The sequence below is a fragment of the Stenotrophomonas genospecies 3 genome (assembly GCF_054473855.1).
The window spans coordinates 339,234-353,216 of the sequence record NZ_JBTMUR010000003.1 but is presented as its reverse complement, the minus strand read 5'-3'; the positions used below and the strand labels follow the sequence as shown (position 1 = coordinate 353,216).

Genomic DNA, 13,983 nt, shown 5'->3' with positions numbered 1-13,983 from the left:
GGCCCGCTTGCGCGGGCCTTTTCATTTGACGGTATGCAGCGCGATCAGGTCGGCTGAACGGCGTCGGCCTGCAGGCCCTTCTGGCCCTGCACGACGGTGAAGGTGACCTTCTGGCCTTCCTTCAGGCTCTTGAAGCCCTGGGTCTGGATGGCACGGAAGTGCACGAACACGTCTTCGCCGTTTTCACGGCTGATGAAGCCGAAGCCCTTTGCATCGTTGAACCACTTGACGGTACCGGTCTCGCGATCAGACATCTCACTAACTCCCTGGTGACTCTCTCTTGTTGTAGGAAACGCCTGGTGGGCGGCTGACAAGCAAGGGGGAAGCGAGGTGCATCGATGCAGCGGATCGGGAAGATCTTGCTTCATCAGGCCACGATCCACGGTGACCTTGCCAAGCTCAGCGACTGCAACTTAACCCGCCCAAAACGAAAAATCAACTGGCAAAATCTTTCACTGTCAACCCCAAAACGACCACCATACGGGACAGCATGGGACTCTCATTCATCTTATATCTGCTAGCGGTCATTTTTGTCCTCGTCGGCATCGCCGGAATCATCCTTCCGGCCCTCCCCGGCATCCCGCTGGTATTCATCGGACTGCTGCTGGCGGCATGGGCCGACGGCTTCGCCCACGTCGGCTGGCCGACCCTGGTCGCGCTGGGCGTACTGACCCTGCTCTCGCTGCTGGTGGACGTACTGGCCACAGTGGTGGGTGCGCAGCGGGTCGGTGCCAGCCGCAAGGCGCTGTGGGGCACGTTCGTCGGCAGCATCGTCGGGCTGTTCTTCATGCCGATCGGTCTCTTTGCCGGGCCCCTGATCGGCGCCTTGGCCGGCGAGTACTGGCACACCCGTGAACTGGGCCGCTCGACCAAGGTGGGTCTGGCCACCTGGCTCGGCATCCTGCTCGGCCTGGCGCTGAAACTGGCTGTGGTGATCGCGATGCTGGGCCTGTTCGCCTTCGCCTGGTTCCTGTAAGTCGCACCGTCTTCACGCAGCGCGCACGCGGTGGCCGTGCATAAACCGTGGGGGCTGGCCGCGATGCGGTACAGCCGCCACACTGTGCGATTCCCGTATTCACCGAAGGGCCTGCTGGAATGACCCTCCCCCCGCTGCTTCCCCGCCTTGCGCCGCTGGCGCTGGCCCTGGCCAGTGCCCCATTGGCCGCGCAGGAATTCGTGCCCAGCACCGATACCTCGCCTGCGGCGTGTGCCGCCATCACCACTGACGCGGCGCGCCTGGCCTGCTATGACCGCCTGTTCGCGCATACGCCGCAGGCCACGGCCGCCGCCGATGCCGCTGCCGAGGCGGCCGCGCAGGCCCGTCGCGAAGAACGCCAGACCGCACGCGTGAGCCAGGGCGAAGAGAAACTGCGCGAGCGGGTCAGCGACCTGTTCCGCCCCGCTGCGCCCGACAGCGCGCTGGCCAATGCCGGCCGCGGTTCGCTGCTGGACAGCCGCTGGGAACTGGCCGAGGACTCCAAGCTCGGGCCATTCCAGCTGCGTGCCTACAAGCCGGTGTACCTGCTGCCGGCGTTCTGGACCAGCGACCGCAACACCACGCCGCATTCGCCGAACCCGGCCAACACGGTCACCACGCCGCAGGTGCTGGACAGCGCCGAACTGAAGTTCCAGATCAGCTTCAAGACCAAGATCGCCGAGAACCTGTTTGGCGACAACGGCGACATCTGGGCCGGCTATACCCAGAGCTCGCGCTGGCAGGCCTACAACGGCGAGGATTCGCGCCCGTTCCGCGAAACCAATTACGAGCCGGAAGTGATGATGGTGTTCCGCAACGGCTACTCGATCGGTGGCTGGCGCGGCCGCATGACCGGCATCGCGCTGAACCACCAGTCCAACGGCCGCGCCGATCCGCTGTCGCGCAGCTGGAACCGGGTCATGCTCAACATCGGCCTGGACCGCGAGAACTGGGCGCTGGTGCTGCGGCCGTGGTACCGCATTCCCGAGACCCGCAGCGACGACAACAATCCGGACATCGAGGACTACATGGGCCGCGGTGATGCGACCCTGACCTGGAACCGCAACGGCCACGAAGTCTCGTTGATGGCACGCCATTCGCTGCGTACCGGCAGCCGCTCACACGGTGCCCTGCAGCTGGATTACGGCTTCCCGATCAGCAACCTGCTGCGCGGCCACGTGCAGATCTTCGACGGCTACGGCGAAAGCCTGATCGACTACAACCACAAGGCCACCTACGTGGGCGTGGGCGTGTCCCTGCTGGAGTGGTTCTGATGGACGTGACGATCTGGCACAACCCGGCCTGCAGCAACTCGCGTGGCGCATTGAAGCTGATCCGCGATGCGGGCTTCGATCCGGAGGTGATCGAGTACCTGGGCAATCCACCCGATGTGACCACACTGCGCCAGGTGCTGGCCGAATCCAGATTGAGCGCACGTGATCTGGTGCGCAGCAAGGAAGCGCAGTTCGCCGAACTGGGCCTGGAAGATGCGGACGAGGCCACGCTGCTGGCCGCGATGGCCGCACACCCGCGCCTGATCAACCGCCCCGTGGTGCGCACGCCCAAGGGCACCCGGCTGTGCCGTCCACCGGAAACGGTGCTGGAGATCCTGTAACGGAAAAGGGGACGGAGGGGATTAAGTCGCTTGTGCACAAACGACTTAATCCCCTCCGTCCCCTTTTCTGGTTACCGCCAGTCGGTGATGCCTTCGCGGCGGTACACCTCGGCGAACGCCGGGCGCGCCTTCATCGACGTGGCATGTGCCTTGAGCACAGGCCAGGTGTCGCTGGGCTTCGGCATGTTGCGCGACCAGCGCATCAGCATCACCAGCATGTAGTCGACCACGCAGGGCGTGGTGCCCAGCAGGTAGGGGCCATGCGCCTGCAGGTGCGTGGCGACCTGCTGCCAGGCCGCCTCAAGGCGCTGACGGGCCATCTCGCGGCTCGCTTCGATATTTGCCTCGCCCGCCATTTCATGCGGATAGAACCAGGCACGATAGGCCGGCTGCAGCGTATTGGCACACCAGAACATCCAGCGGTAGGCATCGGCGCGCTGCGGCGTGCCCAGTGCGGGCAGCAGGTTGGCCTCCGGATGGCGGTCAGCCAGATACAGCGCGATCGCCGCCGCTTCGGTCAGTACCAAGCCATCGATCAGCAGCGTCGGCACCACACCGGCCGGATTCAGCGCCAGGTACTCCGCCGACTTGTGCTCGCGCGCGTCGAAATCCAGCAGCACCAGTTCGTGCTCGATGCCCAGCTCGATCAGCAGCCAGTGCACCACCAGCGCGGCGGTACTGGTTGAACCATACAGCGTGGTGCTCATGCGGAAGATCCTGTGCAGGTGGATCAGCCGATTATGCGCCCACGCGCGCAATCGTTGCTCAGCCGCAGCGGCTCATGCAGGTATCGCGGCCTTCGCTACAGGACATGATCGGCGTGCGTATCGCGCAGTCGTGCGTCTTCAGTTCACAGGAACGGCGCAGCTCGGGGTTGGCAATGTCCTTGCAGCGCTTGTCCGGCGCCGGCACCATCTGTTGTTCGCAGCTGAAGTCGTTGCTGCCGATACTGCCCCGCGCCATGCAGCTGCGATAGTCGGCCTGGCACTGCATGCGGCACTGCGAGGAGGCGGAGAAATCCGCACCTTCATAGGATGACGTTGTGCTGCAGCCGGCCAGGAGCAGCAGGAACACAGCCGCGACGGATCGATGCAGGCGCATGGGCACATCCAGTGCAGGGGTGTTCCGACCTTAGCAGACTACGGTTACTCGTGCAGGCAGCGACGCGCGCCCCCGAATCAGTACACGGGAATGCCGGTGTCGGTGCGGACTTCATTCACGGTGCCGCCGCAGGAGAGCAGGCACTGGGCGTACGGAGCACTGCATGAAGGAAGCGCCGGGGAACCGCAGTAGGTGCCGGCGCCGTTGCCCCCTTCACAGTTGTGCCGCTGCTTGTCGTCGGCGATACCACTGCAACGGCTGATGATCCGGCTCTTCTCGCTTTCGCAGCTGCGCTGATCCGATTCCGCGCGGGCGCGGTTGTGGAAGTCGCACGTCGCCTTCTGGCTCTCGCAGACCGCCGCGCAGATCCTCCCCGCTTCGTGGGTTGGCGGTTCGACGAAATAACGTGGCCCGCAGGCACTGCACGCCAGCGCAGCGACCAGCAACACGAAAACACGCGACCACTGCAGCACGATGGACTCCCTTCCAATACGTCAGACAGCGCACGTTAGCAGAGCATGCCATCCACGGGCAGGCTGCATACAACAACGGCGCCACACGGGCGCCGTTGTCTCGACCGGAACGGGAGGAATTACTCCACCACCACCGGAATCTTGCCGATGCGGGCCTGCCACTCGCGCGGGCCGGTCTTGTGCACCGATTCGCCGGTGGAATCCACCGCCACGGTCACCGGCATGTCCTGCACGGTGAACTCGTAGATCGCCTCCATGCCCAGGTCGGCGAAACCGACCACCTTGGCCGCCTTGATCGCCTTGGACACCAGGTAGGCCGAACCACCGACGGCCATCAGGTAGGCCGACTTGTTGTCACGGATCGCTTCGATCGCCGCCGGACCGCGCTCGGCCTTGCCGACCATGCCCAGCAGACCGGTCTGCTCCAGCACCTGACGGGTGAACTTGTCCATGCGGGTCGCCGTGGTCGGACCAGCCGGACCCACCACTTCGTCGCGCACCGGATCGACCGGGCCGACGTAGTAGATGAAGCGGCCCTTCAGATCGACCGGCAGTTCCTCGCCCTTGTTGAGCATGTCGACCATGCGCTTGTGCGCGGCGTCGCGGCCGGTCAGCAGCTTGCCGTTCAGCAGCAGGGTCTGGCCCGGCTTCCAGCTGGCCACATCTTCCGGGGTGATCGTGTCCAGGTCCACGCGGGTGCCCTTGGACGAATCGTAGGTCAGCTTCGGCCAGTCCTCCAGCGACGGCGGGTCCAGCATCACCGGGCCGCTGCCATCCAGGGTGAAGTGCGCATGGCGGGTGGCGGCGCAGTTCGGGATCATCGCCACCGGTAGGTTGGCCGCATGGGTCGGGTAGTCGTTGATCTTGATGTCGAGCACGGTGGTCAGGCCACCCAGGCCCTGCGCGCCAATACCCAGCGCGTTGACCTTCTCGTACAGCTCCAGGCGCAGCTCTTCAATGCGGTTGGACGCACCACGGGCCTGCAGCTCGGTGATGTCGATCGGCTCCATCAGCGCTTCCTTGGCCAGCAGCATCGCCTTCTCGGCGGTGCCGCCGATGCCGATGCCGAGCATGCCCGGCGGGCACCAGCCGGCGCCCATGGTCGGCACGGTCTTCAGCACCCAGTCGACAATGGAGTCGGACGGGTTGAGCATGGCGAACTTGGTCTTGGCTTCCGAACCACCACCCTTGGCGGCGACGATGACGTCGACGGTGTTGCCCGGCACCACCTTGACGTTGACCACGCCCGGGGTGTTGTCCTTGGTGTTGATGCGCTTGCCGGCCGGATCAGCCAGCACCGAAGCGCGCAGCTTGTTGTCCGGGTGCATGTAGGCGCGGCGCACGCCTTCATTGGCCATGTCTTCCACGCCCATGGTGGCGTCGTCCCAACGCACGTCCATGCCGATTTCCAGGAACACGGTGACGATGCCGGTGTCCTGGCAGATCGGACGGTGGCCTTCGGCGCACATGCGCGAATTGATCAGGATCTGCGCCATCGCTTCCTTCGCGGCCGGCGACTCCTCGCGCTCGTAGGCGGCGGCAAGGTTCTTGATGTAGTCGACCGGGTGGTAGTACGAGATGTACTGCAGCGCGTCGGCGATGGACTGGATGAGGTCTTCCTGCTTGATCGATGTCACGACTTGCTCGCTTGCTGGAGGCTGGCGGGGGTAATCCCCCCATTTTACCCCCTCCCCCGGCCGCGGGGTGGTAGTGCCGGCCGCTGGCCGGCAAGATCAGACCCCGAACCCTCTGTCACGCGACGCCCCGCTGGCGCGTCCTTGCCCACATGAACGCTGAAACCGCTTTCCAGACCCACCGTCCGCGCCTGATGGCGCTGGCCTACCGCCTGCTCGGCAGTCGCGCCGACGCCGAAGACGTGGTCCAGGATGCCTGGTTGCGCTGGTCCGGCGCCGACCCGGCGGCCGTCCGCGACCCCGAAGCCTGGCTGGTCACCACCACCACCCGGCTCGGCCTGGACCGGCTGCGCGCAGCCAAGCGCGAGCGCGTGCATTACGTCGGCCCGTGGCTGGCCGAGCCACTGGCGGTCGCCCTGGAGCCCGACCCAGCGCCCGGCCCCGCCCAGCTGCATGCGTTTGCCGACGATGTCTCGGTGGCTTTCCTGACCCTGCTTGAACAGCTCGGCCCCGAGGAACGCGCCGCCTTCCTGCTGAAGGAAGCCTTCGACCACGATTACCGTGAGATCGCCGACCTGATCGGCCACAGCGAGGCCAACTGCCGGCAGCTGGTGCATCGTGCCCGGCAGCGCCTGCAGGCCGGGCGGCCGCGCTTCAACGCCGACGCCAGCCAGCACCGGCAGCTGCTGGCGCGCTTCATGGACGCTTCCCAGCGTGGCGACAGCGAAGCGATCCAGGCCCTGCTGCACGCCAACGCGGTACTGGTTTCCGACGGCGGTGGCGTGGTTACCGCGGCGGTGCGGCCCCTGCTGGGCGCCGAGCGCATCGGCCGCCTGTTCTGGGCCATCGCCCGCCGTGGCGCGACGCATCCGGCGCAGTTGGGCTACGTCAACGGCGAGCCTGCGATCCTGCGCTTCCAGGGCGATCGCCTGCACTCGGTCACCACCATCGAGGTGGTCGATGGCCGCATCGCCAACGTGTACAGCGTGTTGAATCCGGAAAAGTTGCCGGACGTTGTCACGCGCGGTGACGGCACGGCGTCCTTGTAATGAAAGGCGGCCATCGTGGCCGCCGTGGAGCCGAAAATGTCCGACCACGCCTCTCCCCGCGTCCCTTACACCCGCTTGGCCGCCGAAGCCTTCAAGGGCCTGCTGGCCACCAGCCAGGCGGTGCATGACAGCTCGATCGATCCGACCCTGATGGAACTGCTGTTCCTGCGGGTGTCCCAGCTCAACGGCTGCGGCTACTGCATGGACATGCACGGCACGGCGCTGCGCAAGGGCGGCATCGAGCCGCGCAAGCTGGATACGCTGCCCGCGTGGCACGAAAGCCGTTTCTTCGATGCCCGCGAGCGTGCGGCGCTGGGCTGGGCCGAAGCGCTGACCCGGCTGACCGACGGTGCACCGTCACAGGCGGCGTTCGATGCACTGGCACCGCACTTCGATGAGAAGGGCATCAGCGACCTGAGCATGGGCATCGCGGTGATCAATGCCTGGAACCGGCTGGGCGCCGGGCTGCTGCCGCCGCTGCCCTAAGCGCTTCGTTGACAGTGCCTGGACCGCCGGGCACTGTGCCTGCCCCGCAGGAAGCATCCGAACGTCATGGCCGACGAAGCCCCCGACACGCCCAGCAAGGAGGCGCTGAAGGCGCTGACCCAGTACCGGGAGCGGGACACCGCGCCGCCCGAACTCCTGTCGACGCTTGAACGGCATGGACTGTTGTGGCCCGTCGAACATCCGGGCCATGAGGCCCTCCAGGTGCGGATGTTCGCCGCCTATGCCCGCGCCGACCGCCAGCATGTGGCAGACAACTTCATCCTCGGCGTACAGGAGAACCGCAGCGACCTGCGCGCCGGGCTGTCGGCGTATGCGTTCATGGTGCACTTCCCAAGGCATCAGGAGCAGCCACACCCCAGCCTCGCCTGTGCGGTCTGCGGCCAGGTCCGCGAAGGCAGATTCGACCCGACCAGCTGGGCGCGCGTCCGCCACAACATCGGGGTCGTGCTCGGCGGAAGCGTAAACGCCATCACCTTCCTGTTGGAACAACACAATCTGACGCCCAGACGGGCGCCCGGCGACATGAGCACACTGGTGGCACTGCTGCGGCTGCTGCACCACGAGAGCGACGCCAAGGACACCCCGTCGACCATCGTCAAACGCGTGCGCGCGCTGCCGGGCCTGAAACTGTCCGTCGAGCAGGCGCGTCACCTGCTGGATGCCCTGGGCCATGCCGGGCTGCTGCAGACCCCCGAGCATCCCGGCCTGGCGCAACGCTTCACCCGGGTCGGCCTGGCACCGCGCACCTCGCGCTCTTCGGACTGGAGCTATCCCGTCGATTTCTGGAAAGGCGCCTACGGCATCGACAGCGGGGCCCTGCGCTTCTGGTTCGCTCACCATCCTGCGCTGCTGGCTGCGCTGGACTGAGCGCGCAGGCGGCGCCGACGCGCTGCCCTGCCGGCGCATGGCAGGCATGCGCCCCGTTCATGCCTCCGCCACGCGCAGGGCGCGCACAATACGCACATGCCTGCTACCCCCACCGCTGGCGCTGCCGCCGCGAAGAAACCCAGCCTGCGCCAGCGCTTCAGGGCGATGCGCAACCTGCCACCGTTCCTGCGCATGGTCTGGAAGACCAGCCCCGCGCTCACCCTGGCCAGCCTTGGCCTGCGCCTGATCCGTGCGCTGCTGCCGGTGGCGATGCTCTACGTCGGCAAGCTGATCATCGACAGCGCGCTGCACCTGAGCCAGCACGACGCTGGCTTCCCGCCGCTGGGCGAAGCACTGTCCAGCGGCATACTGAATCCGCTGCTGGGCCTGCTGGCGCTGGAATTCGGCCTGGCCATCGCCTCGGATCTGCTCGGCCGGCTGGTCAGCTACGCCGATGCCCTGCTCTCGGAACTGTTCGCCAACGTCACCAGCATCCGGTTGATGGAACACGCGGCAACGCTGGATCTGGAGGACTTCGAGGACCCGGACCTGCAGGACAAGCTGGACCGTGCGCGACGCCAGACCATGGGCCGGATGAACCTGATGAGCCAGCTGTTCGGCCAGGTGCAGGACGCGATCACCGTGGCCAGCCTCGCCGTCGGCCTGCTGGTCTACGCGCCGTGGCTGATCCTGCTGCTGGCGCTGGCCCTGGTGCCGGCCTTCATCGGCGAATCGCACTTCAACGCGGCCGGCTACAGCCTCAACTTCCAGTGGACGCCCGAGCGCCGCCAGCTCGACTACCTGCGCCAGCTCGGTGCCAGCGTGGAAACGGCCAAGGAAGTGAAGATCTACAACCTGCACCGCTTCCTGGTGGAGCGCTACCGGCGCCTGTCGGTGGCGCTGTTCCAGGCCAACCGCGCCCTGGCCCGGCGGCGTGCGTTCTGGGGCACGCTGCTGGCCGCACTGGGCACACTGGGCTACTACACAGCGTACGCCTACATCGCCTGGCGCACGGTGCGCGGCGACTTTTCGATCGGCGACCTGACCTTCCTCGCCGGCAGCTTCCTGCGCCTGCGCCAGCTGCTGGAGGGCCTGTTGATCGGGTTCTCGCAGGTGGCCAGCCAGGCGCTGTACCTGGATGACCTGTTCTCGTTCTTCCAGATCCAGCCGGAAATCCACTCGCGCGAAGGGGCCGTGCGCGTGCCGCAGCCGATCCGGCAGGGCTTCGTGTTCGAGAACGTCGGCTTCCGCTACCCGGATGCCGAGCAATGGGCGGTGCGCCACCTTGATTTCCAGCTGCAGGCCGGCGAAGTACTGGCCCTGGTCGGTGAAAACGGCGCCGGCAAGACCACGCTGGTGAAGCTGCTGGCGCGGCTGTACGAACCGGACGAGGGCCGCATCCTGCTCGATGGGCGCGACCTGCGCGACTACGACCTGGACGACCTGCGCGCCAATCTCGGGGTGATCTTCCAGGACTTCGTGCGCTACAACCTCAGCGCCGGCGAGAACATCGGCGTCGGCCAGGTCGAGGCGATGGACGACCAGGCGCGCATCGCCGACGCCGCACGGCGCGGAATGGCCGAGGAAGTGATCGACGACCTGCCCGGCGGCTACGACCAGCTGATCGGCCGCCGCTTCAAGCAGGGCGTGGACCTGTCCGGCGGCCAATGGCAGAAGATCGCCATCGCCCGCGCATGGATGCGCAATGCGCAGGTGATGATCCTGGATGAGCCAACGGCAGCGCTGGATGCGCGAAGTGAGTTCGAGGTGTTCCAGCGGTTCAGGGAACTGGCGGATAATCGCACCGCAGTGCTGATTTCCCACCGTTTCTCCTCGGTACGCATGGCCGATCGCATCCTGGTGCTGGCCGATGGCCGGATCGAGGCCAGCGGCACCCATGAAGAGCTGATGGCCCAGGGCGGCCGCTACGCCGAGCTGTTCGAGCTGCAGGCGGCCGGCTACCGCTGAGAACGCCTCTCGTTCCGCCTAATGAGAACCTGTCTCATTTGAGATAGAATCACCCCGACGACTTCCGATAGATACGCCCATGTCCTCCGCTTTTGGCGCCGAAACGGTGCTTGAGGTCCGTCATTGGACCGATGCCTACTTCAGCTTCACCCTCACCCGCGACAGCGGTTTCCGCTTCGAGAACGGCCAGTTCGTGATGATCGGCCTGGAAACCGAGGCGCGGCCGCTGCTGCGCGCGTATTCCATCGCCAGCGCCAACTGGGAAGAGCATCTGGAGTTCTTCAGCATCAAGGTGCAGGACGGCCCGCTGACCTCGCGCCTGCAGCACATCAAGCCGGGTGACAAGGTGCTGGTCGGCAAGAAGCCCACCGGCACCCTGCTGATCAGCGATCTGCACCCCGGCAAGAACCTGTACCTGCTGGGCACCGGCACCGGCATGGCGCCGTGGCTGTCGGTCATCAAGGACCCGGAAACCTACGAGCGCTTCGAGAAGGTGATCCTCTGCCACGGCGTGCGCTACGAGAAGGACCTGGCCTACCGCGATTACTTCGAGAAGGAACTGCGTGAGCACGAGTTCCTGGGCGAGATGATCGGCGACAAGCTGCTGTACTACCCGGCCGTCACCCGCGAGCCGTTCGCCAACCAGGGCCGCCTGACCCAGCTGATGGAAAGCGGCGAGATGCAGCGCACCCTCGGCCTGCCGGAGCTGAGCCCGGAGAACGACCGCGCGATGATCTGCGGCAGCCCGCAGATGCTGGCCGACCTGCGCAGCGTGCTCGATGCCCGTGGTTTCCAGGTCTCGCCGCGCATCGGCCAGCCGGGCCACTACGTGTTCGAGCGCGCGTTCGTCGAGAAATAAGCAAAAAGGGGACGGAGGGGATTAAGTCGTTTGTGCACAAACGACTTAATCCCCTCCGTCCCCTTTTCGGGTTCGTCTCACAGCAGCGCTTCGATCTCGCCGCGCAGCTGCTCCGGCCTGGTGGTGGGCGCGTGACGCGACACCACCTGCCCCTGGCGGTCGACCAGGAACTTGCTGAAATTCCACTTGATGCGGGCGCTACCCAGCAGGCCGCGCTTCTCGCGTGACAGCCATGCCCACAACGGATCAGCCCCGTCGCCGTTGACCTCGATCTTCTCCGACAGCGGGAAGCTGACCGGGTAGTCCAGCGAACAGAACTGGCGGATCTGCGCGGCGTCGCCCGGTTCCTGTGCACCGAACTGGTTGCATGGGAACCCGATCACCACCAGGCCACGCTCGCGATACTCCTGCCACAGCTGTTCCAGCCCGGTGTACTGCGGGGTGAAGCCACAGCGGCTGGCGACATTGACCAGCAGCATCGGGTGCCCCTGGTACCGGGCCAGGGCCTGCGGCTGGCCGTCGAGGTCGCGGAAGCTGAAGTCGTAGGCAGTGGTCATGGCAGCGGGCCGTGGGCGATGAATGCATGGTACCCGCGCCCGGCCCCGGCAACATGCCTTTTGACACAAGTGCGGGCGCGGCCGGCCGGGTTACCCTCGGGCCCTTGTTTGCCTTACCGGAGTTCCTACCTTGACCACTCGCCTTGCCCTTGCCGTGGCCATGTCCCTCGGCCTTGCCCTGCCCGCCTTCTCGGCCGGCGCCGCCACCCCGGCTGCCAGCACCCATGCCCAGCAGGCCAATCCGTTCTTCGCCGAAAGCCCGCTGCCGCTGCACTTCCCGCAGTTCGACAAGATCAAGGACAGCGACTTCGCCCCGGCCTTCGACGCCGGCATGGCGCAGCAGCTGAAGGAAGTGGAGGCGATCGCCAACAACAAGGCCAAGCCGACCTTCGACAACACCATCATCGCCTTGGAAAAGAGCGGTGACATCCTCGACCGTGCGACCACCGTGTTCTTCAGCCTGGTCGGCGCCGACACCAACGACACCCGCAAGAAGCTGCAGGCTGATTACTCGGCGAAGTTCGCCGCGCACAGCGATGCGATCGCGCTGAACGGCAAGCTGTTCGCCCGCATCCAGGCGCTGTACGACACCCGCAGCCAGCTGGGCCTGGACGCCGAAGGCGTGCGCCTGGTCGAGAAGTACTACGACAACTACGTGCGCGCCGGCGCCAAGCTGTCCGAGGCTGACAAGGCCACGCTGAAGGCGATGAACGCCGAGCTGGCCAACCTGGGCACCAAGTTCAGCCAGAACGTGCAGTCGGAAGTGAACGCTTCGGCGATCACCGTCGACGACGTCAAGGAACTGGACGGCCTGTCCAAGGAGCAGATCGCCGCCGCCGCCGAAGCCGCCAAGGCCCGCGGCCAGGACGGCAAGTACGTGATCACCCTGCTCAACACCACCGGCCAGCCGCCGCTGACCAACCTGGCCAACCGCGCCCTGCGCCAGAAGATCTACGAAGCGTCGGTGAGCCGCGGCAGCCGCGGCGGTGAGTTCGACAACACCGCTCTGGTCTCGCGCATCATGCAGCTGCGCGCCGACAAGGCCAAGCTGATGGGCTTCCCGAACTTCGCCGCCTACAACCTGACCAACCAGACCGCCAAGACCCCCGAAGCGGTCAACGCGATGCTGGGCAAGCTGGCCCCGGCCGCGGTGGCCAACGCCAAGCGTGAAGCCGCCGACCTGCAGGCGATGATCGACCAGGAACAGAAGGCCGCTGGCAAGCCGACGTTCAAGCTGGAACCGTGGGACTGGGCCTTCTACAGCGAGAAGGTGCGCCAGGCCAAGTACAACTTCGACGAGTCGCAGCTGAAGCCGTACTTCGAAATGAAGAACGTGCTGGAGAACGGCGTGTTCTACGCCGCGGGCCAGGAATTCGGCCTGACCTTCAAGCAGCGCACCGACCTGCCGGTCTACCACGATGACGTCACCGTCTACGACGTGTTCGACGCCGACGGCAGCCAGCTGGCGATCTTCATCTTCGACCCGTATGCACGCGCCTCCAAGCGCGGTGGCGCGTGGATGAACTCCTACGTCTCGCAGTCCAAGCTGACCGGCTTCAAGCCGGTGGTCGCCAATCACCTGAACATTCCGAAGCCGCCGGCCGGCCAGCCGACCCTGCTGACCTGGGACGAGGTGAACACCACGTTCCACGAGTTCGGCCACGCCCTGCACGGCATGTTCTCCAACGTGAAGTACCCGTACTTCTCGGGCACCTCGGTGCCGCGTGACTTCGTCGAGTTCCCCTCGCAGGTCAACGAGATGTGGGCCGACAACCCGGTCATCCTGAAGAACTACGCCAAGCACTACCAGAATGGTTCGGCGATGCCGCAGGCACTGCTGGACAAGGTGCTGGCGGCAGCCAAGTTCAACCAGGGCTTCGCCACCACCGAGTACCTGGGTGCGGCCATGCTGGACCAGCGCTGGCACCAGATCGGCGCCGACCAGGTGCCGGCCGCCAAGGACGTGATGGCCTTCGAGCGCGCCGCGCTGGAGAAGGACGGCATCTACTACGCGCCGGTCCCGCCCCGCTACAAGACCCCGTACTTCAGCCACATCATGGGCGGCTACTCGGCCGGCTACTACGCCTACATCTGGTCGGAAGTGCTCGACGCCAACACCCAGAAGTGGTTCAAGGACAACGGCGGCCTGAGCCGCAAGAACGGCGACCACTTCCGCGCCACCCTGCTGTCCAAGGGCGGCAGCGTGGATGCCATGCAGCTGTTCCGCGATTTCGCCGGCCACGAGCCGCAGATCGAACCGCTGCTGGAAAAGCGTGGCCTGACCGGCGCCGGCAACTGATCGCCAGCGCAGTCGCCTGAAACGAAAACCGCCCGGGAGACCGGGCGGTTTTTTTGTTGTGGTTGGGGTCAGAGCCCT

The 13,983-nt window shown here is 65.9% G+C and carries 15 protein-coding genes; 9 read left to right on the top strand and 6 right to left on the bottom strand.

Annotation, left to right across the window (positions count from 1 at the left end; translation table 11 throughout):
• Positions 1–44: 44 nt before the first annotated feature.
• A complete protein-coding gene (locus ACX9OT_RS06525) occupies positions 45–254 on the bottom strand; it encodes a cold-shock protein (RefSeq protein WP_005410290.1) in 210 nt (69 codons plus the stop codon).
• 236 nt (positions 255–490) lie between these two features.
• Here ACX9OT_RS06525 and ACX9OT_RS06520 point away from each other — a divergent pair, with 236 nt between their 5' ends.
• The 3 genes from ACX9OT_RS06520 to arsC all read left to right on the top strand — a co-directional run bounded on the left by ACX9OT_RS06520 (position 491) and on the right by arsC (position 2,591).
• Entirely contained in the window at positions 491–976 is a 486-nt protein-coding gene (locus tag ACX9OT_RS06520) for a DUF456 domain-containing protein (RefSeq protein ID WP_049398758.1), read from the top strand.
• A gap of 119 nt (positions 977–1,095) precedes the next feature.
• Positions 1,096–2,250 (top strand): phospholipase A, encoded by a 1,155-nt coding sequence (locus ACX9OT_RS06515; protein ID WP_019337376.1) that lies wholly within the window; start codon positions 1,096–1,098, stop codon positions 2,248–2,250.
• Positions 2,250–2,591, top strand: a complete 342-nt coding sequence (gene arsC / locus ACX9OT_RS06510; RefSeq protein ID WP_071229758.1) for an arsenate reductase (glutaredoxin) — start codon at positions 2,250–2,252, stop codon at positions 2,589–2,591. The genes ACX9OT_RS06515 and arsC overlap by 1 nt, the downstream gene beginning before the upstream one ends.
• A 71-nt stretch (positions 2,592–2,662) precedes the next feature.
• On the opposite strand, the gene ACX9OT_RS06505 is transcribed toward arsC, so the two are convergent.
• The 4 genes from ACX9OT_RS06505 to ACX9OT_RS06490 all read right to left on the bottom strand — a co-directional run bounded on the left by ACX9OT_RS06505 (position 2,663) and on the right by ACX9OT_RS06490 (position 5,802).
• Complete coding sequence (locus ACX9OT_RS06505) at positions 2,663–3,298, bottom strand: glutathione S-transferase family protein (protein WP_049398760.1); 636 nt, start codon at positions 3,296–3,298, stop codon at positions 2,663–2,665.
• 58 nt (positions 3,299–3,356) lie between these two features.
• Positions 3,357–3,692 carry a hypothetical protein gene (locus ACX9OT_RS06500; protein WP_107433043.1) on the bottom strand — a complete coding sequence of 112 codons (336 nt, stop codon included), beginning with the start codon at positions 3,690–3,692 and terminating at the stop codon, positions 3,357–3,359.
• Positions 3,693–3,769: 77 nt separating this feature from the next.
• A complete protein-coding gene (locus ACX9OT_RS06495) occupies positions 3,770–4,165 on the bottom strand; it encodes a hypothetical protein (RefSeq protein WP_107433041.1) in 396 nt (131 codons plus the stop codon).
• Positions 4,166–4,284: 119 nt separating this feature from the next.
• Positions 4,285–5,802 carry a fumarate hydratase gene (locus ACX9OT_RS06490; protein ID WP_006377486.1) on the bottom strand — a complete coding sequence of 506 codons (1,518 nt, stop codon included), beginning with the start codon at positions 5,800–5,802 and terminating at the stop codon, positions 4,285–4,287.
• Positions 5,803–5,951: 149 nt separating this feature from the next.
• On the opposite strand from ACX9OT_RS06490, the gene ACX9OT_RS06485 reads away from it, so the two are divergent.
• From ACX9OT_RS06485 to ACX9OT_RS06465, 5 genes are all read left to right on the top strand, one after another.
• Complete coding sequence (locus ACX9OT_RS06485) at positions 5,952–6,848, top strand: RNA polymerase sigma-70 factor (protein ID WP_459001472.1); 897 nt, start codon at positions 5,952–5,954, stop codon at positions 6,846–6,848.
• Positions 6,849–6,884: 36 nt separating this feature from the next.
• A complete protein-coding gene (locus ACX9OT_RS06480) occupies positions 6,885–7,334 on the top strand; it encodes a carboxymuconolactone decarboxylase family protein (protein ID WP_049460578.1) in 450 nt (149 codons plus the stop codon).
• A 66-nt stretch (positions 7,335–7,400) separates the two neighbouring features.
• On the top strand, positions 7,401–8,222 hold the full coding sequence (locus ACX9OT_RS06475; protein ID WP_107433039.1) for a hypothetical protein: 822 nt from the start codon (positions 7,401–7,403) through the stop codon (positions 8,220–8,222).
• A gap of 96 nt (positions 8,223–8,318) precedes the next feature.
• Positions 8,319–10,190 (top strand): ABC transporter ATP-binding protein, encoded by a 1,872-nt coding sequence (locus tag ACX9OT_RS06470; RefSeq protein WP_164080938.1) that lies wholly within the window; start codon positions 8,319–8,321, stop codon positions 10,188–10,190.
• A 79-nt stretch (positions 10,191–10,269) separates the two neighbouring features.
• Positions 10,270–11,049, top strand: coding sequence for a ferredoxin--NADP reductase (locus ACX9OT_RS06465; protein ID WP_046984352.1), 780 nt, complete (start codon positions 10,270–10,272; stop codon positions 11,047–11,049).
• 77 nt (positions 11,050–11,126) lie between these two features.
• Here ACX9OT_RS06465 and ACX9OT_RS06460 read toward each other — a convergent pair whose 3' ends face one another.
• Complete coding sequence (locus ACX9OT_RS06460) at positions 11,127–11,606, bottom strand: glutathione peroxidase (RefSeq protein ID WP_180845214.1); 480 nt, start codon at positions 11,604–11,606, stop codon at positions 11,127–11,129.
• Between the two features lie 130 nt (positions 11,607–11,736).
• Between ACX9OT_RS06460 and ACX9OT_RS06455 the strand changes: the two genes are divergently transcribed.
• Positions 11,737–13,905 carry a M3 family metallopeptidase gene (locus ACX9OT_RS06455; protein WP_459001468.1) on the top strand — a complete coding sequence of 723 codons (2,169 nt, stop codon included), beginning with the start codon at positions 11,737–11,739 and terminating at the stop codon, positions 13,903–13,905.
• Positions 13,906–13,983 lie beyond the last annotated feature (78 nt).